Annotated in this window: 22 protein-coding genes and 1 pseudogene; 9 read left to right on the plus strand and 14 right to left on the minus strand. The window is 65.7% G+C overall.

The features are described from left to right. Positions 1-98: 98 nt before the first annotated feature. Positions 99-899 (minus strand): crotonase/enoyl-CoA hydratase family protein, encoded by an 801-nt coding sequence (locus tag AWC06_RS14955; protein ID WP_085198780.1) that lies wholly within the window; start codon positions 897-899, stop codon positions 99-101. A gap of 60 nt (positions 900-959) precedes the next feature. Here AWC06_RS14955 and AWC06_RS14960 point away from each other — a divergent pair, with 60 nt between their 5' ends. From AWC06_RS14960 to AWC06_RS14975, 4 genes are read left to right on the plus strand one after another with little or no spacing between them, the layout of a single operon-like run. Continuing rightward, positions 960-2,603: an acyl-CoA synthetase gene (locus tag AWC06_RS14960; protein ID WP_085198781.1), complete on the plus strand. Its 1,644-nt coding sequence runs from the start codon at positions 960-962 to the stop codon at positions 2,601-2,603. Between the two features lie 36 nt (positions 2,604-2,639). Continuing rightward, positions 2,640-3,476 carry an amidohydrolase family protein gene (locus AWC06_RS14965; RefSeq protein ID WP_085198782.1) on the plus strand — a complete coding sequence of 279 codons (837 nt, stop codon included), beginning with the start codon at positions 2,640-2,642 and terminating at the stop codon, positions 3,474-3,476. Then, a complete protein-coding gene (locus AWC06_RS14970; RefSeq protein ID WP_085198783.1) occupies positions 3,473-5,029 on the plus strand; it encodes an acetolactate synthase large subunit in 1,557 nt (518 codons plus the stop codon). The genes AWC06_RS14965 and AWC06_RS14970 overlap by 4 nt, the downstream gene beginning before the upstream one ends. A gap of 21 nt (positions 5,030-5,050) precedes the next feature. Continuing rightward, positions 5,051-5,917: an amidohydrolase family protein gene (locus tag AWC06_RS14975; RefSeq protein ID WP_085198784.1), complete on the plus strand. Its 867-nt coding sequence runs from the start codon at positions 5,051-5,053 to the stop codon at positions 5,915-5,917. A 31-nt stretch (positions 5,918-5,948) separates the two neighbouring features. Here the strand turns inward: AWC06_RS14975 and AWC06_RS14980 are convergent, their stop codons facing one another. The 10 genes and pseudogenes from AWC06_RS14980 to AWC06_RS15025 all read right to left on the minus strand — a co-directional run bounded on the left by AWC06_RS14980 (position 5,949) and on the right by AWC06_RS15025 (position 13,416). Next, positions 5,949-6,455, minus strand: coding sequence for a cupin domain-containing protein (locus AWC06_RS14980; protein WP_211281970.1), 507 nt, complete (start codon positions 6,453-6,455; stop codon positions 5,949-5,951). Positions 6,456-6,499: 44 nt separating this feature from the next. Beyond that, complete coding sequence (locus tag AWC06_RS14985; protein ID WP_085198785.1) at positions 6,500-7,345, minus strand: TauD/TfdA dioxygenase family protein; 846 nt, start codon at positions 7,343-7,345, stop codon at positions 6,500-6,502. An 11-nt stretch (positions 7,346-7,356) separates the two neighbouring features. Then, the gene (locus AWC06_RS14990; protein WP_085198786.1) at positions 7,357-7,692 is read right to left on the minus strand and encodes a hypothetical protein; all 336 of its coding nucleotides are present in this window, start codon (positions 7,690-7,692) and stop codon (positions 7,357-7,359) included. Then, positions 7,685-8,956 carry an aromatic ring-hydroxylating oxygenase subunit alpha gene (locus AWC06_RS14995; RefSeq protein ID WP_085198787.1) on the minus strand — a complete coding sequence of 424 codons (1,272 nt, stop codon included), beginning with the start codon at positions 8,954-8,956 and terminating at the stop codon, positions 7,685-7,687. The genes AWC06_RS14990 and AWC06_RS14995 overlap by 8 nt, the downstream gene beginning before the upstream one ends. Positions 8,957-8,968: 12 nt before the next feature. Continuing rightward, complete coding sequence (locus AWC06_RS15000) at positions 8,969-9,712, minus strand: SDR family NAD(P)-dependent oxidoreductase (protein WP_085198788.1); 744 nt, start codon at positions 9,710-9,712, stop codon at positions 8,969-8,971. Beyond that, positions 9,705-9,953, minus strand: a pseudogene (locus AWC06_RS15005) (2Fe-2S iron-sulfur cluster-binding protein); the annotation flags it as partial. The gene AWC06_RS15000 and the pseudogene AWC06_RS15005, both read right to left, overlap by 8 nt. A 172-nt stretch (positions 9,954-10,125) precedes the next feature. Further along, positions 10,126-10,578 (minus strand): MarR family winged helix-turn-helix transcriptional regulator, encoded by a 453-nt coding sequence (locus tag AWC06_RS15010; protein WP_085198790.1) that lies wholly within the window; start codon positions 10,576-10,578, stop codon positions 10,126-10,128. Between the two features lie 8 nt (positions 10,579-10,586). Continuing rightward, entirely contained in the window at positions 10,587-11,825 is a 1,239-nt protein-coding gene (locus AWC06_RS15015; RefSeq protein ID WP_085198791.1) for a metal-dependent hydrolase family protein, read from the minus strand. Beyond that, a complete protein-coding gene (locus AWC06_RS15020; RefSeq protein ID WP_085198792.1) occupies positions 11,822-12,151 on the minus strand; it encodes a hypothetical protein in 330 nt (109 codons plus the stop codon). Before AWC06_RS15020 ends, AWC06_RS15015 begins: the two co-directional genes overlap by 4 nt. Next, positions 12,148-13,416 (minus strand): aromatic ring-hydroxylating oxygenase subunit alpha, encoded by a 1,269-nt coding sequence (locus AWC06_RS15025; protein WP_085198793.1) that lies wholly within the window; start codon positions 13,414-13,416, stop codon positions 12,148-12,150. The genes AWC06_RS15020 and AWC06_RS15025 overlap by 4 nt, the downstream gene beginning before the upstream one ends. 97 nt (positions 13,417-13,513) lie before the next feature. Here AWC06_RS15025 and AWC06_RS15030 point away from each other — a divergent pair, with 97 nt between their 5' ends. Next, positions 13,514-14,926 carry an aldehyde dehydrogenase gene (locus AWC06_RS15030; RefSeq protein WP_085199024.1) on the plus strand — a complete coding sequence of 471 codons (1,413 nt, stop codon included), beginning with the start codon at positions 13,514-13,516 and terminating at the stop codon, positions 14,924-14,926. A 15-nt stretch (positions 14,927-14,941) separates the two neighbouring features. Here AWC06_RS15030 and fadD17 read toward each other — a convergent pair whose 3' ends face one another. From fadD17 to AWC06_RS15045, 3 genes are read right to left on the minus strand one after another with little or no spacing between them, the layout of a single operon-like run. Then, positions 14,942-16,447, minus strand: a complete 1,506-nt coding sequence (fadD17, locus tag AWC06_RS15035) for a long-chain-fatty-acid--CoA ligase FadD17 (protein ID WP_085198794.1) — start codon at positions 16,445-16,447, stop codon at positions 14,942-14,944. Positions 16,448-16,450: 3 nt separating this feature from the next. Continuing rightward, positions 16,451-17,548: an acyl-CoA dehydrogenase family protein gene (locus AWC06_RS15040; protein WP_085198795.1), complete on the minus strand. Its 1,098-nt coding sequence runs from the start codon at positions 17,546-17,548 to the stop codon at positions 16,451-16,453. A gap of 9 nt (positions 17,549-17,557) precedes the next feature. Continuing rightward, the gene (locus AWC06_RS15045) at positions 17,558-18,739 is read right to left on the minus strand and encodes an acyl-CoA dehydrogenase family protein (RefSeq protein WP_085198796.1); all 1,182 of its coding nucleotides are present in this window, start codon (positions 18,737-18,739) and stop codon (positions 17,558-17,560) included. A 202-nt stretch (positions 18,740-18,941) separates the two neighbouring features. Here AWC06_RS15045 and AWC06_RS15050 point away from each other — a divergent pair, with 202 nt between their 5' ends. From AWC06_RS15050 to AWC06_RS15065, 4 genes are all read left to right on the plus strand, one after another. Next, positions 18,942-19,133, plus strand: coding sequence for a ferredoxin (locus tag AWC06_RS15050; protein WP_045377263.1), 192 nt, complete (start codon positions 18,942-18,944; stop codon positions 19,131-19,133). 13 nt (positions 19,134-19,146) lie between these two features. Next, a complete protein-coding gene (locus AWC06_RS15055; RefSeq protein ID WP_085198797.1) occupies positions 19,147-20,058 on the plus strand; it encodes a 3-oxoacyl-ACP reductase in 912 nt (303 codons plus the stop codon). 264 nt (positions 20,059-20,322) lie between these two features. Next, positions 20,323-21,087, plus strand: a complete 765-nt coding sequence (locus tag AWC06_RS15060; RefSeq protein ID WP_085199025.1) for an MlaE family ABC transporter permease — start codon at positions 20,323-20,325, stop codon at positions 21,085-21,087. 4 nt (positions 21,088-21,091) lie between these two features. After that, positions 21,092-21,934, plus strand: a complete 843-nt coding sequence (locus AWC06_RS15065; RefSeq protein ID WP_085199026.1) for an MlaE family ABC transporter permease — start codon at positions 21,092-21,094, stop codon at positions 21,932-21,934. Positions 21,935-21,942 lie beyond the last annotated feature (8 nt).

The raw sequence follows: 21,942 nt of genomic DNA on the forward strand, positions 1-21,942 counted from the left end.
AGTGTGGCTTCCGGCACCGACAGTGTCGCCAACGTGCATTCAGGGCGGAAAATCCGCGGATTTTCCGCCCTACGTACACGCTCGGCGACAGAGGGAGGTTAGCGGCCCTTGAATTGGGGCTTGCGCTTCTCCTTGAACGCCAGTGGGCCTTCCTTGGCGTCCTCGGACACGAACACCGAGATGCCAAGCTGAGTGTCGATTTTGAAGGCCTCGTTCTCGTGCATGCCTTCGGTTTCCCGGATCGCGCGCAGGATCGCCTGCACGGCGAGCGGGCCGTTAGCCGAGATGACGTCGGCGATCTCCAGCGCCTTGTTCAGCGCCTCGCCGTCGGGAACGACATACCCGATGAGCCCGATCTCCTTGGCCTCCGAGGCGGTGATGTGCCGACCGGTCAGCAGCAGATCGCAGGCCACGGTATAGGGGATCTGCCGTACCAGCCGTACGGCCGACCCGCCCATAGGGTACAGACTCCACTTGGCCTCCGAGATGCCGAACTTGGCGCTCTGGCCGGCGACCCGGATGTCGGTGCCCTGCAGGATCTCGGTGCCGCCGGCGATCGCCGGCCCCTCGACGGCGGCGATCAGCGGCTTGGTCAGCCGGCGACCCTTGAGCAGCGCGTCGATGCGTGACGGGTCATAGCTGCCGTCTTTGAACGAGTCGCCGGGCGGCTTGGCGGTCGCCGCCTTCAGGTCCATGCCCGAGCAGAAGTAACCGCCGGCGCCGGTCAGGATGCAGCAGCGGATGTCGGGATCGTTGTCCACGCGGTCCCACGCCTCGACCATGGTCGAGAGCATCTCGGTGGAAAGCGCGTTGCGGGCCTCGGGCCGGTTCAGTGTCAGGATCAGGGTGTGTCCGCGCTGCTCAATGAGGGCGTCGGCCGTTTTCTCAGACTCGCTCACGAGTGTCCGCCTTCCTGTGCGCTGGCCTCAGACTTGTCAGGAAATGTAACACGTTCTAATTTGGGGTCCGTGGCCCTGAATATTGCCGACCTCGCCGAGCACGCCATCGACGCTGTGCCTGACCGTGTCGCCCTCATCTGCGGCGACGACCAGCTGACGTACGCACAGCTGGAAGAGAAGGCCAACCGCCTGGCTCACTACCTACTGGACCACGGCGTCAAGAAGGACGACAAGGTCGGACTTTACTGTCGCAACCGCAACGAGATCGTGATCGCGATGCTCGGCATCGTGAAGGCCGGGGCCATCCTGGTGAACGTCAACTACCGCTACGTCGAGGGCGAACTGCGCTACCTGTTCGACAACTCGGACATGGTTGCGCTGGTCCACGAGCGCCAGTACTCCGACCGCGTCGCCAACGTGCTGCCCGAAACCCCGAACGTCAAGACCATCCTCGTCGTGGAGGACGGAAGCGACAACGATTACCAGCGTTACGGCGGCGTCGAGTTCTACTCCGCGATCGCGCAGGGTTCACCCGAACGCGACTTCGGCGAACGCAGCGCCGACGACATCTACTTGCTCTACACCGGCGGCACCACCGGCTTCCCGAAGGGTGTGATGTGGCGCCACGAGGACATCTACCGGGTGCTCTTCGGCGGAACCGACTTCGCGACAGGCGAATTCGTCAAGGACGAGTACGACCTGGCCAAGGCCGCCGCCGAGAATCCGCCGATGGTCCGCTATCCGATACCGCCGATGATCCACGGCGCCACCCAGTCGGCGACCTGGATGTCGCTCTTCTCGGGTCAAACCACCGTGCTGGCACCGGAATTCAACGCCGACGAGGTGTGGCGCACCATCCACAAGCACAAGGTCAACCTGCTGTTCTTCACCGGGGACGCGATGGCGCGGCCGCTGCTCGACGCTCTCCAAAAAGAGAATGACTACGACCTGTCGTCGCTGTTCCTGCTCGCCAGCACCGCGGCGCTGTTCTCGCCGAGCATCAAGGAGAAGCTCCTCGAGCTCCTGCCCAACCGGGTCATCACCGATTCGATCGGCTCCTCGGAGACCGGCTTCGGCGGCACCAGCGTCGTCGCCAAGGACGCGCCGCACAGCGGTGGCCCGCGAGTGACCATCGACCATCGCACGGTGGTTCTCGACGACGAGGGCAACGAGGTGAAGCCCGGCTCGGGTGTGCGCGGCTTCATCGCCAAGAAGGGCAACATCCCAGTCGGTTACTACAAGGACGAGAAGAAGACCGCCGAGACCTTCCGCACCATCAACGGCGTCCGATACGCCATCCCCGGGGACTACGCGCAGGTCGAGGCCGACGGAACGGTCACCATGTTGGGCCGCGGCTCGGTATCGATCAACAGCGGTGGCGAAAAGATCTATCCCGAGGAGGTCGAGGCAGCGCTCAAGGCGCACCCCGACGTCTTCGACGCGTTGGTGGTCGGCGTGCCCGATCCCCGTTACGGCCAGCACGTGGCTGCCGTCGTGCAAGCCCGGCCGGGATGCCGGCCGTCGCTGTCGGAGCTGGACAGCTTCGTGCGCTCCGAAATCGCCGGATACAAAGTGCCGCGCAGCCTTTGGCTGGTAGACGAGGTCAAGCGCTCACCGGCCGGCAAGCCCGACTACCGCTGGGCCAAGGAGCAGACCGAGGCGCGGCCGGCCGACGAGGTGCATGCCGCACACGTGACTGCCTAAATCCGAGCGGTCGACTCCGTCTACAGTCGATACGCGATGACGATCGATGTGTGGATGCAGCATCCCACCGCACGGTTCCTTCGCAGCGACATGCTGGCCTCGCTGCGGCGATGGACGGGTGGGGCGATACCTGAGACCGACGTCCCGATCGAGGCAACCATCGCATCCATGGACACGGCCGGCGTCGACCTCGGGCTGCTCAGCGCCTGGCGCGGACCGGGCGGCCAGGACCTCATCTCCAACGATGAGGTCGCGGAATGGATTCGATTGCACCCCAACCGGTTTGCCGGTCTGGTCACCGTCGACCTCGATCGTCCGATGGCGGCCGTGCGCGAGCTGCGCGCTCGCATGCGTGACGGCGGATTCGTGGGGCTGCGAGTGGTTCCCTGGTTGTGGGACGCGCCGCCCACCGATCGGCGCTACTACCCGCTGTTCGCTGAGTGCGTCGAGCTCGGCGTCCCGTTTTGCACCCAGGTCGGTCACACCGGGCCGCTGCGACCGTCGGAGACCGGACGTCCGATTCCCTACATCGACCAGGTCGCCCTCGACTTTCCGGAGCTGGTCATCGTGTGCGGGCACGTCGGCTATCCGTGGACCGAGGAGATGGTCGCGGTCGCTCGTAAGCATGAGAACGTCTACATCGACACGTCTGCCTACACCACCAAGCGGCTGCCGGCGGAGCTCATCCGATTCATGAAAACCGATACCGGGCAGCGGAAAGTGTTGTTCGGCACCAACTACCCGATGATCGCGCATTCGCATGCGCTGGCAGGCCTCGGCGAACTCGGGCTCGATGACGAAGCTCGGCGGGACTATCTGCACGCTAACGCCGAGCGGGTCTTCGGGCTCACGCAAGGGGAGTCGCGGAAATGAACGGTGCCCGTGCGCTGATCAACACTCTGGTCGACGGCGGAGTCGACGTGTGCTTCGCCAACCCCGGTACGTCCGAAATGCACTTCGTGGCTGCGTTGGACGCCGTTCCTCGGATGCGTGGCGTGCTGGCCCTGTTCGAGGGTGTCGCGACCGGGGCGGCCGACGGCTATGCGCGCATCGCGGGCCGGCCCGCCGCGGTGCTGCTGCACCTCGGGCCGGGACTGGGCAACGGTCTGGCCAACCTGCACAACGCCCGTCGCGCGCGGGTGCCGATGGTGGTCGTCGTCGGCGATCACGCCACCTATCACAAGAAGTACGACGCCCCACTGGAATCCGACATCGACGCGCTGGCCGGCAGCGTCTCGGGTTGGGTAAAGCGCACCGGTAGTAGCGGCGATGTCGCCGCGGATGCCGCCGAGGCGATCGCGGCGAGCCGGGCAACCCGGCGGATTTCGACGCTGATCTTGCCGGCCGACGTTTCCTGGACCGACGACGCGCAAATCCCTGACACAGTGTCGCAGCCGACGACGCTGGCCGATGTCGACATGGACGCGGTCGGGTTGGCTGCCAAGGTATTACGGTCGCAAGAACCCTCGGTGATCCTGATCGGCGGCGATGCCACCGGCAGGCCGGGGTTGACGGCGGCCGCCCGCATCGCCGCGGCCACCGGAGCCCGCTGGTACTGCGAGACATTCCCGACGCGGTTGGAGCGCGGCGCCGGTATCCCCGCCGTCGACCGGCTCGCCTACTTCGCCGAGGCCGTCGCGGCCCAACTCGACGGCGCCAAACATCTGGTGCTGGCCGGGGCGGCATCGCCGGTGTCGTTTTTCGCCTACCCGGGCAAACCCAGCGACCTGGTTCCCGAGGGCTGCCAGGTGCATGTGCTCGCCGGCCACACCGGCGCCGCCGATGCGCTGGCAGCGTTGGCCGACGAAGTGGCGCCCGGCACGACCGCCGCCGAGGCCGCGCCGTCACGTCCGCAGTTGCCGACCGGTGCGCTGACCGCCGCCTCGGCGGCCGACGTGATCGGCGCACTCATGCCGGAACAGGCGATCGTCGTCGACGAGTCCAACACGTCGGGCCTGCCGCTGCCGGCGGCCACCGCAGGCGCGCCGGCACACGACTGGCTGACCCTGACCGGCGGGGCCATCGGCTATGGCATCCCAACGGCGGTGGGTGCGGCGGTGGCCGCGCCCGACCGGCCGGTGCTGTGCCTGGAATCCGACGGATCGGCGATGTACACGATTTCGGGACTGTGGACGCAAGCGCGGGAGAACCTCGACGTGACCACCGTGGTCTACAACAACGGCGCCTACGACATCCTGCGGCTCGAGCTGCAGCGGGTCGGCGCGGAGGGCGCGCCCGGGCCGAAAGCTCGCGAACTGCTCGATTTAAAGCATCCCCCAATGGATTTCGCCAAGCTCGCCGAAGGCATGGGGGTCGCGGCGCGCCGAGTCACCACGGCCGAGGAGTTCGCCGACGCCCTGCGCGCCGCTTTCGCCGAAACCGGCCCGCATCTGATCGACGCGGTGGTGCCGTCGATACTGGGCTGAGATGGTAGATCGGAGGATCTGATGGCTGGCAATGCCGGGTTGCCGGTGTTCGACACCATGATCGGCTTTCCTCACGAGGGTTCCGGCCAATACGACTTCATCCGCAAGCAGACCAAGGACCGCGAGTCGCGCGAGACGTTCGAATTCCCGGTCGAGTACATGTTCAAAGACGTGCCGAAAGACCTGCCGACCAGCGATCCCGTCGCGGTGACCGTGCATGAGATGGACCGCTTCGGCATCGAGAAGGGTTTGATCGTCGTCGGCGACGAGACTTCGCGGCTGGCCTTGAAGCGATACCCGGATCGGTTCGTGCCCTCGGGCTCGGTGAGCGATCCCAACGACGTGATGGGGTCGGTTAAAGCCATCCACCGTGCGCACGACGAAATCGGGATCCGCGCCACGTCGGTTTTCCCCGCGGGCACCTTTCCGCAGGTTCCCATCGACGACCCGAAGATGTATCCGATCTACGCTGCCTGCGTCGAGCTCGGCATACCCATCTTCGTGTGCGCCGGTGTGCCCGGGCCGCGGGTGCCGTTCGCCCCGCAGGACGTCGCGCGCATCGACGTCGTGATGTTCGACTTTCCCGACCTGGTCTTCGTGACACGCCACGGGTGTGAGCCGTGGGAGGAGCTGGCGGTCAAGCTAATGCTGAAGTGGCCCAACCTCTATTACTCGACATCGGCGTTCGCGCCCAAGTACTACCCCAAGGCGATCATCGACTACGCCAACACCCGTGGGGCGGACAAGGTGCTCTACGCCGGGTACTTCCCGATGGGGTTGTCGCTGGAGCGAATCTTCACCGAAATGCCCGACGTCCCGCTGCGCGACGAGGTGTGGCCGAAGTTCTTGTATGACAACGCCGCCCGCATTCTGGGTATGAATGGTTGACCGTCGATCACGGGTCGGCATCCGTGGGGTGTCACAGCGTGGGGGGCGGACCCACGATCTCGATGCCGTACGAACTGGCCATTGCCGCAAGGGCGGCCGGATCGGGCGGCAACTCCTCGGGCGGCATCGTGGCGGTGTCCGTGGCAGGAGTTCCGACTGCGAGCGTGAACCTGTCAAAGCCGGCCGGCGTATGCAACGTAAGGAACCGGGCCTGCGGACTGGTCACCACGAACGCATGCGGCAGTTGCCGGGGCAGGAACGCCGCTGCGCCCGCTCCCGCGGCACGCGTTTGGCCGCCGACCTCGATGCGCACTTCGCCGTCGATGACGAAGAATGTCTCCTCGTCGGCTAGGTGACGATGCATCGGACTGCTGTAGCCACGCCCACCCTGGTGTTCGAGAATCGCTAGGCTACCGGCTGTTGCGTCCCCGCCGGCGCGGACGCGGACCAGAGCACCCAGAAACCACACGGCCTGCTGAACATCCGGCGTCATGATCGCCGGGTTACCCGGCGAATGGGCGTCATTCCACACGGTCACGCCTTAATCAGACACCCGGGAACCTGGTCATGTCGACGAATTGGCTACTGGATCGGTTCGTCGCCGAGCACCGTGGTGCGCAGCATCTCTCGCGGCGAGTGTGGTTCATAGGGCGCGGCGCGGTGCAGCACGCCGCGGTTGTCCCAGATGACCGTGTCACCAACCGACCAGCGGTGGCTGTAGACCTTTTCGGGCACGGTGGCGCGGTCGAGCAGTTCGGCCAGCAGTGCGCGGCCCTCGTCGAGGTCCATGCCGGCCACGTAGTCTGCCGACGCGCCAAGCACCAGCGACTTGCGACCGCTGGTATGCGTCCAGACCAGCGGATGTTCGTGGGTGCGGCGCGCCCGCCACCGCGCCAACTGCTCGGAGCTCGGATCGGGGGTGACGCGTCGTTGCGAGGCTTCCAGGGAATGAACGACTTTCAACGAGCCGTAGCGCTGCTTCTCGGCGTCAGTCAACGCGTCATAGGCGGCGTAGGAGCTGGCGAACTCCGTTTCCCCGCCGGATTCGGCGACCTGTACCGCCGATAACACCGTGGCTTTCTGTGGGCATTCGTCGCCATCGGGGGTGCAGCCGTCGATGTGCCAGTCGAACGTGGCGCGCAGATACGCCGCCGACGAGTTCTTCGCCGGGTTCAAGGTGATCGGGTAGATTCCCGCCACCGGGTGATGGCCGTCGGAGGAGTGGTCGACGGCACCGAGCCGGCGGCAAAACGCAACTTGCGCTTCGGGATTGAGATGTAGCCGGGGAAAGACCAGCACACCGTTGTCTTCCAGTGCGTCCAGCACCGCTTGCGCGAGCAGGTCGTCGGTGGCCAGTCGGTCCGGATCGATGCCGGTGACTTCGGCGCCCACCGAAGCGGTGAGCTTGTTGACGGTCAGCAGACTCATCGCGTGTCCTTTCAGGGCACCGGCTCGCTGATGCGGGTCATGACCGCGTCGGCGGCGTCGGTGGGCCTGACCTGATGCATGATCTCCACCGACATCGCGATCATGATCAGCGAATAGATCAGGTGCAGCAGGTTCAGAGCGTCCTCGGGCAGGTCGTCGAGCGAGAACTTGTCGCAGTACTCGATCGCCTCTTCCAGCCGAGGAAAGAACGCGTCGTAGAACTCCCGCATCTCGGCCATGCTGCTGGCCATCCGCCTGTCCCAGCGCTCGGCTTCGGTTGGCAGGCACCAGGTCTCGGCGTACGGCTCCAGCTCGGCGAAGGCGCTGGGCAGCATCGGGTCAGCCATGGCTGGCCCCCACCGGCGTGCGTTCGGCCTGATAGGTGGCCACCCAGTCACCGACCGCCTTGTGCAGATGGCGGACCAGGATTTCCTGGTCATTGAGCGGGAAGTCGTCGATGATCCCGGTTTCCAGCGCGGCCTGGGTGCCACCCAGCATGCCGGCGTCCTGTAGCGCGAACTCTTTGAGCACCACCGCGGCGACTTCGTGTTCGATGCGTTCACGCACGCTGCGAGCGGGGTGAAACGCGGTGTAGGCCTCGAATCGGTGGGTGTTGTGCGACGTCGGCCAATACCGGTAGAGCAGGTACCAGCCGCCGTAGATGAGGATCTCCACGTTCGGGAAGATCTGGAAGTTGCTGATTCCCCAGGGCTCGATGCCGCCCGGGTTGAGCCCGGCAGGTAACTCACCGAGGTCGGGCGTTCGCCACGGGCCGACAAGCCCACTGCGCGTTGCCCGTTCGATCGGATACATGTATTCCGGTGCCAGCAGCCAGCGGCGGGTGCCCGCCGTGGACACCAGACGGTGCGGCCCGTCGATCTGGAAGTGCGCGCACTCGAACCCGGCGTTGGGATCGCGCACCTCGGGGGGAACCTGCTGGGGATGCAGCGAGGGCACGTGGTAGTACTCCTGGAAGGCGTCGGCGAAGATCTTCCAGTTGCTGTTGTTGTCGGCGACCCAGTCATAGCGTTCGGTGAGCTTGTCGAACGGATAGCCGTCCAGGGCGGTGATCATCGGGCCGAGGAATTCCCGCAACGTTTGCCGCGGCTCGGCGTCGAAGTTGACGAAGATGAACCCGTTCCAGACGTCGCAGTGCACCGCGCGCAGACCGTAGGAGTCGCGGTCGAGGTCGAAGAACTCCGACTCCTGCTTGACGAACGTCAGCGCACCGTCGAGGTCGTAGCGCCAGCCGTGGTACTTGCAGGTGAACTGGCGGCACACTCCTTTGGTCTCTTCGTTGGGAAAGTCGTTCCACACCAGTTTGTTTCCGCGGTGACGGCAGACGTTGTGGAACGCGCGGACCGTCTGGTCCTTGCCCTTGACCACGATGATCGATGTGCCCGCCGCCGCAATGTCTTTGGTGAAGTAGCTGCCGACGCGGGGGAGTTCCTCGATGCGGCCTACATTGAGCCAGGCGCGCTTGAAGATAGCTTCTCGTTCGAGCGCATAGAACTCCGGTGATGTGGAATCGCGAAACGAAATCGGGCCGATGCCCAGGTCCGGGTAATGTTCGGTCCAGCTGCCTTCTGCTGGTTTAGGCCATCGCGCCATGCGAACCTCCTGTCACATCACTGCTCCGCCGTTGACGCCGAGTACCTGCCCGGTGATGAAGCCGGCCTCCTCCGAGCACAAAAACCCGACGGCAACCGCGATGTCGGCACCAGTGCCCAAGTGCCCCATCGGGATTCGTCGAGCCAATGTGTCGCTGGACGGCAGCTTGCCCTGCTCCTGGGACTGGTGCTGCATCGGGGTTTCGATGCCCGACGGGGGAATGTTGTTGACGGTGATGCCGGCCGACGCGTATTCGTGCGCCAACGATTTGGTCAACGTGATCACTGCGCCTTTCGAGGCGGCGTAATGGGCCATGCCAGGAGAGCCGCGCTGGGCCGACGACGACGAAATCATCACGATGCGGCCCCAGCCCGCTGCCACCATGTCCGGCAGCGCCACCTGGCAGCAGTGAAACGTCCCGGTGAGATTGACATCGATGATGCGCTGCCACGACTCCGGGGTGATATCGGTGAACGGGGCGAAGTCCACCATGCCCGCGCTGGTGACCAATATGCCCACCGGGCCAATCTCGCTGCGCACCTTGGCGAACGCCTCCTCGACCGCAGGCCGGTCAGTGACATCGACGGCCACGCCGAGCGCGCTAACTCCGCCGGCGCGCAGCTCGTCGGAAACGCGCTGCGCCGCTTCACCGTTGATGTCCAGAACCGCAATCTTGTGTCCGCGACGGCCGAGCTCATGGCAGGTCGCCTCACCCATACCGGACGCACCGCCGGTCACCACCGCAACCCTATTCATAGATCACCCGGACCTCGGGACTGGTCGGAAGCGACTGACAGGTGAGCACCCAGCCCTCGGCGACTTCCTCGTCGGTCAGCGCGTCGTTGTTGAACATCCGCACGCTGCCTTCCACCACGCGGGCCATACACGTTGCGCACGAACCACTTTCACATGACGACGGCGGGTTCAGGCCGGCCAAGCGCGCGGTCTCCAGCAGCGTATTTCCGTCTCGGTAGCTCACCGTGGTGGTCCGTCGGTCGATGCTGAAGGTCACCTTCTCCGTCGTCGGGCCCGTCATGTCGCGCTCCACCGTCTCGGTATCGGCCTCGCGCCCCGTACCCGCGTATCCCATCCCGGCGAGAGTATCAAGTACTTGGCCTTATATCAAGTACTTGACATATCGCTGCCTGTGTGGCGAGCAGCGGCGCTAGTCAGGACTCGGTGTGATCGCTGAACAGTGGGTTGCCGGTGCCCTGCTCGACCACGCGGGCCAACAGATCGTGCAGCAGCCGCTGCTCATCGGCATCGAGGACACCGAACACCCGCTCATGCGCAGCCAGTGCGTCCGCCAGCACGGCGGCGACCACCGCCCGGCCCTGATCGGTGAGGTAGGTCTGCAAGATTCGTCCGTGCTGCGGGTCTTGCTTGCGTTCCACCAGGCCGCGGCGTTCCAGCGCGGTGATCGCCAGCTGCACGCCCTGCGGACTTATCAGCAACCGGCGCGCCAACTCCGCCCCGGATAGCCCCGGCTCATTGGCCAATTGGCGCATCAGGCCGATCTGAGCGGTGGTCACCCCGTGGCTGCTGATCGCGTCGTTCACCGTCTTCAGCGAGAAGTGAAAGGCCTGCTTGAGCAACCACAGGATGTTGTCGGTGAGCTCCATGCTGTGTCCTAAGGCTGCTTGTGGATGTGGCCGTTCTTCATCACGAACCGCACGTCGAGGGTGGTGGCGATGTCGCGCGACGGGTCACCGGGCACCGCGACGACGTCGGCGAGGTAGCCGGGTGCGAGCCGGCCGAGTTCGTGGTCGGCCTCGATGAGTTCGGCGCTGGTCACGGTGGCGGCGCGGATCGCCTGCATCGGTGTCATGCCGCGGTCGACCAGCGCGCAGAGTTCCTTGGCGTTCTGGCCATGCGGGATCGCCGGCGCGTCGGTGCCGCAGGCGATCCGCACCCCGGCGGCAATCGCCTTGGGCAGCATCGCTTTCGCTTGCGGGAACACCTCGGAGGCTTTCTTGCGTAGCTCGGGTGCGACCCGGTCGACGGCCATGGCCTCGGTCAGATAGGTGGTCGACACCAGGAAGGTGCCGTGATCGACCATCATCTGGATGGTGTCATCGGTGGCCAGGAAACCGTGTTCGATGCAGTCGATTCCGGCCTTGATGCAGGCGCGGATGGCGCTGTCACCGATCGCGTGGGCGGCCACCCGGATCCCGGCGCGGTGCGCCTCGTCGGCGATCGCGGCGAACTCCTCGTCGGAGTACTGCTGCGATCCCGGTGACGTGCTGTGCGACATCACTCCGCCGGAGGCGGATACCTTGATTACCTTGGCGCCGTGGCGGATCTGGTAACGCACGCATGCGCGCACATCGGGCACCCCGTTGGCGATGCCTTCGGCCACCGACAGCGGCATGATGCCCGGGGCCAGGCGCTGAAACACCGTCGGATCCAGATGACCGCCATACGGTGTGACCGCATGCCCGGCCGGGACAATTCGGGGGCCGATGTGCCAGCCCGCGTCGATCGCGCGCTGCAGCGCCACATCCAGTAGATAGCCGCCGGTCTTGACCATGAGGCCCAGATTGCGGACGGTGGTGAATCCCGCGTCGAGTGTGGTGCGGGCGTTCACCGCGCCGCGCAGTGTGCGGTATGCCGGGTCGTCTTGGACGCCGTGCATCGGGGTCGGCAAGCCTTCCGGTCCGCCGGGTCCGCCGATGAGCAGGTTGAGTTCCATGTCCATCAGCCCGGGCAGCAGAGTTACGTCGCCGAGGTCGACGTCGAGAGCCGAATCCGACGGTGGCTCAGCCGGATTCACCGAGCTTATCCGGTCGCCGTCCACCACGACCACCGCCGGGGAGCGGACCTCGCCGGCGTCGACGTCCGCCCAGCGGGCGGCCCGCAAAACGATCACGGCACGGGTTCGCAGACGCAATCCAGAGTCGACGCACCGGAATCGGGAACCCGCGGCTGCTTCCAGCATTCGACCGGGAAGGACACCATGATCATCGAATACAGCAGGTGCATCAAGTTCATGACGTCCTCGGGCAGGTCGTCGAGGCTGAACTTGTCGCAGTAGGCCAGCGCGTCTTCCGCGCGTGGGGTGATCGCGTCGTAGAAGGCCTGCATTTCGGCCATCGAGCTGGTGAGCCGCTTGTGGTAGCGCTGCGGTTCGGTTGGCAGACACCAGTCGGAAAACGGCTCCAGGTCAGTGAATTCGGGTGGCAGCTTGCCGGTCATGAGACCCCCACGGTGTGGCGGCGGTAGTCATCGACCCAGGTCGCGGTCTCGTGGTGCAGGTGCCGCAGCAGCACCTCCTGATCGTTGAGCGGGAAGCGGTCGACTGCGCCCGATTCGATCATCGATTGGGTCGCTTCCAGCGTGTTGGCGTCCTGCAGGCCGTATTCCTTGAACGTCACCGCTGCCAGCTCTTGCGCGACCCGCTCTCGGGGAGTGCGCGGCGGCGGGAAATACAGTGTGCCCTCGAAGATGTGGCTGTTATACGCCGTGGGCCAGTAATGGTAAGTCAGATACCAGCCCTGCCCCCAGATGAGGATCACGAAGTTGGGGAAGAGCTGAAACGAGTCCAGCCCCCACGGGTTGCAGTTGGCCGGGTTGACGCCGGCGGGCAGCTCGCCGAGATCGGGGCTGTCCCATGGTCCGAAAAGCCCACTGCGGCAGATGTCTTCGATCGGCTTGCGCATGTCGGCGTCCATTTCCCAGGCCCGCACACCCGAGGTGCTGACCAGCCGATGCGGCCCGTCGATGCGGTAGTGCGGGGCCTCGAAACCGGCCTCCGCCGCCGCCTTGGAATACTGGCTGGGCGACTGGTTCGCGTGCAACACCGGAGCGTGATAGAACTCCTGGAACGCATCCATGTACAGCTTCCAGTTCGCCTTCACTTCCGAGCGGTAACACCACCGCGAGGTCAGCTGGCCGAACGGATAGCCTTCCAGCCCGGTGATCATCGGGCCCAGGAAATCCCGCAGCGACTGCTCGGGCCGGTCGGCGAAGTTGACGAAGATGAAGCCTTCCCACACCTCGCAGTGCACCGGCACCAGTCCGTAGCGTTTCTTGTCCAGGTCGAAGAACTCACCCTCTTGCGGGACGTGGGTCAGGTTGCCGTCCAGGTCGTAACGCCAGGCGTGGTACTTGCAGCGGAACTGGCGGCAGAAGCCGCTGGTCTCCTCGAGCGGCATGTCGTTCCACACCAGCTTGTTGCCGCGGTGTCGGCAGATGTTATGGAAGGCTCTGATCTCGCCGCGGGTGTTGCGGACCACCACGATCGACGTGTTGGCGACCTTAAGCTCCTTGGTGAAGTAGCTGCCATTGCGTGGAAGCTGTTCTGCCCGACCGACATTCAGCCACGCCCGCTTGAAGATTGCCGCCCGCTCGAGCTCGTAGAATTCCGGCGAGATGCAATCCCCGTAGGACACCGGGCCGGTCCCCAGCTCGGGATAATGCTGTGTCCAGCTGCCTTCCGGTGGCTTGGGGAATCGAGCCATGCGCCGACGGTATATGCTCGGAAAGGCAATCGCAAGTAATTGATATTCGGCGGCGGAGGTTGGCGTGCGGCGGCGAGACGAGCTCTTCATCGGTGGAATGTGGACCGCGCCGAGCAGCGATGCCGTCATCGAGGTGATCTCGCCGGCCACTGAAGAACCCGTCGCCCGGGTGGCAGCCGCCGCGCCAGCAGACGTCGACGCCGCGGTCGCCGCTGCGCGGACGGCGTTCGACGACGGGCCATGGCCGCGGCTGGAGCCGGCCGAGCGCATCGCCGCGGTGCGGCGGCTGGCCGGACTGTACGGCGAGCGGCGTTCGGAGATGGCCGAACTCATCACCACCGAGATGGGTGCTCCGATCAGTTTCGCGCAGCGGGCTCAGGTCGGGCTGCCGTGGATGATGATGAACGCGTTCAGTGATCTGGCCGAAGGCTTTCCGTGGCAGGAGACCCGTCGCGGAAGCTACGGCGCCGACATTCGGATCCGGCGGGAGCCGGTCGGTGTGGTCGCCGCGATCGTGCCCTGGAACATGCCGCAGTTCCTCATCGTCACCAAACTGGTGCCCGCGCTGCTGGCCGGATGCACCGTGGTGCTCAAACCGGCACCGGAAACGCCACTCGACGCGTTGCTGTTGGCCGAACTTCTGCAGCAGCTCGAGCTGCCGCCCGGGGTGGTCAGCGTGCTGCCCGGCGGGCGCGAGGTCGGCGCATACCTGGTGGCGCATCCGGGCGTGGACAAGGTGTCGTTCACCGGATCCACCGGCGCGGGTAAACAGGTGGCCACCGCCTGCGCCGCCGACTTGAAACGGGTCAGCCTGGAGCTCGGCGGCAAATCCGCGGCGATCGTGCTCTCCGACGCTGAGCCGGGCGCCGTTGCGGCCGGAATCCGGTCGGCCAGTTTGTCCAACAGCGGCCAGATCTGTAATGCGCTCACCCGAATCCTGGTGCCCGGCAAGCGAAGTGACGAGTTCGTCGACGCGCTTGCCGCCGAGATGCAAACGCTGCGAGTGGGTGACCCGAGCGACTCGGCAACCCAGTTGGGTCCCCTGGTCGCACAGCGGCAACAACAGCGGGTCACCGGCTACATCGAGACGGGTCAGGCCGAGGGCGCGCGTGTGGTCACCGGCGGCACCGGTATGCCCGACGGCCTCGAGCGGGGCTGGTATGTGCGGCCCACCTTGTTCGCCGGCGCCGACAACGCCATGCGCATTGCGCGGGAAGAGATCTTCGGCCCGGTGCTGACCGTTATTGCATACGACGACGAGGACGAGGCGGTGCGCATCGCCAACGATTCCGACTATGGGCTGGCCGGCTCGGTATGGACCGATGACAGCGAGCGCGGGGTGGCGCTGGCAGCCCGCATTCGCAGCGGCACGTTCGGAGTCAACCAGGGCTACACCATGGACCCATGCGCCCCCTTCGGCGGTGTCAAATCCAGCGGCTACGGCCGGGAATTGGGCCGCGAAGGCATCGAGAGCTACCTCGACACAAAGTCGATTTCGGTGGCCGGTTAGCCACGGCGATCGCAGTTAGCGGCGGATCGTGAACACCGGGTCGGCGCAGTCGACGCCCTGCGCCGACAGCTCCCGCTTGAGCACCTTGAACGTCGCAGTGCGCGGCAGCATTCTGCTGACCCGTACGTATGACGGCCACTGCTTCGGGCCGAGATCAGGCTGCTCGCATAGGAATTCGCGGAACTTGTCGGCGTCGAATTCGGCGCCCGGCGCCAGCACCAGCGCCGCCATCACCTGGTCTCCGACGGCCGGGTCGGGCACCGCATACACCGCAACCTCGGTCACGTCGGGGTGGCGCAGCAGCACCCGCTCGATGGGCGCTGTGCCCAGGTTTTCCCCGTCGACTCTTAGCCAATCACCAAGCCGGCCAGTGAAGTACGCGTAGCCGGCCTCGTCGCGGTAGCCCAGGTCGCCGCTGTGATAGACGCCTCCGGCCATCCGCTGCGCATCGGCCTCCGGATCGTTGTAGTAGCCCTCGAAACGACCCGGCCCGCCGACATTCACCAGCTCGCCGATCACTCCCGGCGGGCACGGCTCGCCGGTATCGACGTCGATGATCTCGATCCCATCGGGCAGTGGGCCCAGAGCGCCCGGCGGGGTATCGGGGGTGTGGCTGATCGCCACGCCGCCTTCGGTGGAGCCGAACCCGTCGATGACGACACAGCCGAACCGTCGGGCGAAACGCTCGACATCGGCGGGCGCGCCCTCGTTGCCGTACACCGCCCGCAGTGGGTTGTCGGCGTCGTCCGGCTGCTCCGGAGTAGCCAGTACATACGACAACGGCTTGCCGACATAGTTGGCATATGTGGCGCCGTAGCGGCGGATGTCCGGCAGGAACTGCGAGGCGGAGAACTTGCGCCGCAATACAAGTGAGCCGCGACAGGCCAACGCCACCGACCATCCCACCAGCACCGCGTTCGAATGGAACAGCGGCATCGATGCATAGCAGATGTCGTCCGGGCCGAGACTGAAGCGCTCGGTCATCGTCACGCCGGCGATACCGACCTTGCCCTGGCTGCATTTGACGGCCTTCGGGTCACCGCTGGTGCCCGAGGTGAAAATCAGCATGAACAGGTCATCGGGCCGGGCCGTCCGGAAGCGCACCTGGGCGTCCCGGTGTGCCGCGACCTCGTCGGCCCATTCGGCGGACTCGACGTTGATGTGCTCGATTTCGCCCAGCGTCGCAGCGGAATTCGAGTCGGCAAGCACCAGTTGGCAGTCGGCGTGGGCGATGTCGCGGGCCAGCGCGGTGCCGCGGCGCACCGGGTTGAGCCCTACCGGCACGATGCCGGACATTGCGGCGGCCACCAGCACGGCCGAGAAGAACGGAGTGTTCTCCAGCAGTACGCCGACGTGCGGCCGCTGCGTCGGGTCGAGCCGCCCGCCCAGCGCCGCCGCGACCGCGGCGCCGTGGCGCAGGTGGTCACGCCAGCTGGTGAACGAGTCCTCGAAGTAGACGCCGCGATCGTCGACGTCGACCAGCGGCGCCAGCAGCTTGGTGACGGTGGGTAGATCGCTCACAACTCAGGCGGGGGTATCCGCCAGTTCGCGGCCGATCTTGCGCAGCGCGCCGGTGGCACTGCCCAGCTCGAACTCGGTCTGCTTGGCGGCCAGGAAGTAACGATGCACGGGGTGGTCGATATCGATGCCCACCCCGCCGTGCACGTGAACGATGGTGTGCGCCACCCGATGCCCGGCGTCGGCGGCCCAGAACGCCGCGGTGGCCACCTCGGTGTCGGCCGGCAAATCCTCACTGAGCCGCCAGGCCGCCTGGGTCAGTGTCAACCGCAGTCCCTTGACGTCGATGTAGCCGTCAGCAAGCCGCTGGCCGACCGCCTGGAAGCTGCCGATCGGGCGGTCGAACTGCTCACGGGTGCGTGCGTATTCGGCGGTCAGCTGCAACCCGCGGTCCAGGACGCCGAGCTGAAAGGCGCTGCGGCCCAGGGCGGCATGCGTGGAAATCCAGCCCAGCACTTGGTCGCCGCCGACCTTGCGTGTCTCGTCCAGTTCGACGCCGTCCAGCCGCAGGTGCCCGACGCTGCCCCGGCCGGTGGTCTCCAGCGCCGTCACGGTCACGCCAGGATCCGCAGCTGAAGCCACGAAAACAGCAGTCCCGGAATCGGTTTCGGCCGGGACCAAAAACGCGTCGGCCACCGGACCGTACCCGACCTGGGTGCGTGTTCCGGTCAGCCGGTAGCCGTCGCCGGAACGCGAGGCCTGCACCGGGCCGTCGCCCATCTCGCCGTCGGTCGCGACGGTGAGGATCTTGTCACCGCTCACCGCAGGCGCGCCCCACTCCTGCTGTAACGCTTGCGAGCCGAATCTGGCCAGCGCACCGGCGCCCAGCACCACCGACTCCAGATACGGCACGGCAGCCAGCCCGCGGCCCAGGGCGACCAGCACGGCCGTCTGCTCAAGTACGCCATAACCGCCACCGCCCAACGACTCCGGTGCCGCGGTGGACAGGATATCGGCGTCGATCAGCTTGCGCATCAGGTCGCGGTCGAACCGTTGCTCGAGCCCGTCGAGCTCACGCTGATGCTCCGGCGTACACACCGCGTCCACGATCGTGGTCACCAGATCGCCGAGGTCTTGCGCCGCTTCGGTTGTCGAGAAGTCCATGAGAATCCTTTACCGGTTGGCTCGGGGCAGACCCAGCGCCACCATGCCGATGATGTCGCGTTGGACTTCATTGGTGCCGCCGCCGAAGGTCAGAATCAAGCACGCGCGGTGCATTCGCTCCACCCGGCCGCGCAGCAGTGCGCCCGGTGAATCCTGTCGCACTGTCGCGCCCGTGCCCAGCACCTCCATCAGCAGCCGATACGCCTCGGTGGCGAGTTCGGTGCCGAACACCTTGGCCGCCGACGCGTCCGCCGGCGACGGCGCGGCGTCGTCCGATGACGCCAGCTCCCAGTTGATCAGCTTGAGCACCTCGACCTTGGCGTGTACCCGGGCCAGATTGAGCTGCACCCACTCCGAGTCGATGAGCCGAGCGCCGCTGGCGTCCTTGGTGTTCTGCGCCCATTCGCGAACCTGGTTGAGCGCCATGATGATCGGCTGCGCGGACACCAACGCGACGCGTTCGTGGTTGAGCTGGTTGGTGACCAGCTTCCAGCCGCCGTTCTCCTCACCGACCCGGTTGGCCACCGGCACCCGGACATCGGAGTAATAGGTGGCGCTGGTGTCGGGCCCGGCCATCGTGTGCACCGGCGTCCAGGAGAAGCCCTCGGCGGTCGTCGGCACGATCAGCACCGAAATCCCGCGGTGCTTCTTGGCTTCGGTGTTGGTGCGCACCGCCAGCCATACATAGTCGGCGTACTGGATCAGGCTGGTCCACATCTTCTGGCCGTTGACCACGTAGTCGTCGCCGTCGCGCACCGCAGTGGTCCGCAGGTTGGCCAGGTCGGTGCCGGCGCCGGGTTCGGAGTAGCCGATGGCGAAGTGCAGCTCGCCCGCCGCGATCTTGGGCAGGAAGAACTTCTTCTGCTCCTCGCTGCCGAAGGCCATGATCGTCGGGGCGACGCTGTTGATGGTCAGGAACGGCACCGGGGCCCCGGCGATCGCCGCTTCGTCGGTGAAGATCAGCTGATCCATCGTCGACCGAGCCTGACCGCCGTACTCCTTGGGCCAGCCCAGCGCCAGCCACCCGTCGCGGCCCATCTGCGCCACCGTCTCGCGGTAGACATTGCCGCTGCCGATCTCGCCGGACGTCGAGTTCAGTGCCTCACGCCGCTCAGGGGTGATCAGCTTGGCGAAGTACGACCGCAGCTCGCGACGCAGGTCCTCCTGCTCCGGCGTATAACTGATGCGCATTTCGCCGCCCTCCGGTCTATCTGCCGAGCGTCGAGTTATCGGGCCCAAATTGGCCCATTCCGCCCAACAACTCGACGCTCGACGGGCTTTAAGGCTACCCGTTCACCAACCCTGGTTGTAACACGTTCTAGTCTGGGGGTCCAGCGAGCCGTCGTCGTATGGTGGGTCATACGTCCTGGAGGTCACGTTCAAGGAGGATGCCGTGCGGGTGATAGTGGACCGCGATCGGTGTGAAGGTAACGCGGTATGCATGGGAATCGCGCCGGATATCTTCGAGCTCGACGACGAGGACTACGCGGTGGTGAAGACCGACCCGATTCCCGCCGACCGGGAAGCGCTGGCCGAGCAGGCGATCGCTGAATGCCCGCGCGCTGCCCTCAAACGCGAAGACTAGAGGTATTCATAAATTGACTAGCAGCACGAACGCGACCGATCTGTCCGGAAAGGTCGCGGTGGTCACCGGTGCGGCCGCGGGCCTGGGCCGCGCCGAGGCGATCGGCTTAGCCCGGGCCGGCGCGACCGTCGTCGTCAACGACATCGCCGCGGCGCTGGACGGTTCCGACGTGATCGACGAGATCACCGCCGCCGGTTCCAAGGCCATCGCCGTCACCGGGGACATCAGCCAACGGGCGACCGCCGACGAGTTGGTCAGCTGCGCCGACGGGCTGGGTGGGTTGAGCATCGTCGTGAACAACGCGGGGATCACGCGGGACCGGATGCTGTTCAACATGTCCGACGAAGAATGGGATGCCGTGATCGCCGTGCACCTGCGCGGTCACTTTCTGCTGACTCGCAATGCGGCCACGTATTGGCGCTCCAAGGCCAAGGAATCCGGCGGATCGGTGTACGGACGCATCGTCAACACTTCGTCGGAGGCGGGGCTGGTGGGTCCGGTCGGACAGGCGAACTACGGCGCGGCCAAGGCGGGCATCACGGCACTGACGCTGACGGCGGCGCGGGCGCTGGGCGGCTACGGCGTCTGCGCCAACGTGATCTGCCCGCGGGCGCGAACCGCGATGACTGCCGACGTCTTCGGGGAGGCGCCCGAGCTCGGCGACGGCCAGATCGACCCGCTCTCACCCGAGCACGTCGTCACCCTGGTCCGCTTCCTCGCCTCCCCGGCAGCCGAAAAGGTCAACGGCCAGGTTTTCATCGTCTACGGACCCCGCGTGACGCTGGTGTCGGCGCCGAGTGTGGAGCGCCAGTTCGCTGCCGAAGCACCGGCATGGGACCCGCAGCAGCTCAGCGCAACGCTGCAGGACTACTTTGCTGAGCGTGATCCGGAGCGGACCTTCGCGGCAACCGGGCTGATGGAGTAATACTCCGGTAAACAGGACATTCGTACCGCTGTTCGCAGACTAGAACACGTTTCAGAATGGCCTGCGTCACAATCGCTCTGACCTCGCCAAACTTACTAACTTTTGTCTAATTTGCTGTCCTTTGACACTGCGAACTTGTTCTAGTTACTATGATCCGGCTCTGGCGGAGCAGCGTCTGACGAGAAGGAGATAAACCGGCGGCCGCGGGGGCGGACAGGCTTCGCGGTGGCGTTGCAGACCCCCCAACCCGAGAAGGGAACCAGGTTGATCGAACAGCTTGCGGTTCCGGCCCGGGCCGTGGGCGGGTTCGTCGAAATGTCTTTGGAGACCTTCCGCGCTACCTTCCGCCGTCCTTTTCAGTTCCGCGAGTTCCTCGATCAGACCTGGATGATCGCCCGCGTCTCGCTGATCCCGACCCTACTGGTCGCGATCCCGTTCACCGTGTTGGTGGCGTTCACGCTAAACATCCTGCTGCGCGAGCTCGGCGCCGCCGACTTGTCCGGTGCGGGGACGGCATTCGGAACCATCACCCAGCTCGGACCCGTCGTCACCGTGCTGGTAGTGGCCGGCGCGGGGGCCACCGCAATCTGCGCCGACCTCGGCGCCCGCACCATCCGTGAGGAAATCGACGCCATGCGCGTGCTGGGCATCGACCCGATCCAGCGGCTGGTGGTGCCCAGGGTGCTCGCCTCAACGTTCGTCGCACTCCTGCTCAACGGGTTGGTGTCGGCCATCGGCATCGCCGGCGGCTATGTGTTCTCGGTGCTCTTGCAGGGCGTCAACCCGGGGGCCTTCGTCAACGGTCTGACCGTGCTGACCCACCTTGGGGAGCTGGTCCTCTCCGAAGTCAAGGCGTTGCTGTTCGGTGTCGTCGCCGGCCTGGTCGGCTGCTATCGCGGGCTGACTGTCAAGGGCGGGCCGAAGGGCGTCGGCGTCGCCGTCAACGAGACCGTGGTGTACGCGTTCATCTGCCTGTTCGTGATCAACGTGATCATGACGGCGATCGGTGTCCGAGTACTGGCCCGGTGAGCAAATGAGCTACGACGCCACGCTGCGCTTTCGCCGCTTCTTCTCCCGGTTCGCCGGGCCGGTGGACACCTTCGGCGAGCAGGCCCTGTTCTACGGCGAATCGATGCGCTACATCCCGAATGCGTTCGGCCGCTATCGGAAAGAGACGATCCGGCTGATCGCCGAGATGACGTTGGGCACCGGCGCGCTGGTGCTGATCGGCGGGACCGTCGGCGTCGCAGCGTTTCTGACGCTGGCGTCCGGCGGCGTCATCGCGGTTCAGGGCTACGAGTCGCTGGGCAATATCGGCATCGAGGCGCTGACCGGATTCCTGTCGGCATTTCTCAACGTCCGCATCGTCGCACCGGTGGTGGCGGGTATCGCACTGGCCGCCACCATCGGCGCAGGCACCACCGCCCAGCTGGGCGCGATGCGGGTCGCCGAAGAGATAGATGCAATCGAGTCGATGGCCGTGCACTCGGTGTCTTACCTGGTATCCACCAGGCTGATCGCGGGCCTGATCGCGATCGTCCCGCTGTATTCGCTGGCGGTGCTGGCTTCGTTTTTCGCCGCCCGGTTCACCACGGTGTTCATCAACGGGCAGTCGGCGGGCCTGTATGACCACTACTTCAGCACGTTCCTTATTCCCACCGACCTGTTGTGGTCGTTCCTGCAAGCCATCGTGATGTCGATCGGGGTGATGCTGATCCATACGTACTACGGCTACAACGCTTCTGGCGGCCCGGTCGGTGTCGGTCTGGCGGTGGGCCAGGCGGTGCGGACGTCGCTGATCCTCGTCGTCGTCATCACTTTGTTAATCTCGCTGGCCGTCTACGGCGCCTCCGGTAATTTCAATCTCTCCGGGTAAGGGGGACG

This window comes from Mycobacterium fragae, from assembly GCF_002102185.1.
GTDB lineage: Bacteria > Actinomycetota > Actinomycetes > Mycobacteriales > Mycobacteriaceae > Mycobacterium > Mycobacterium fragae.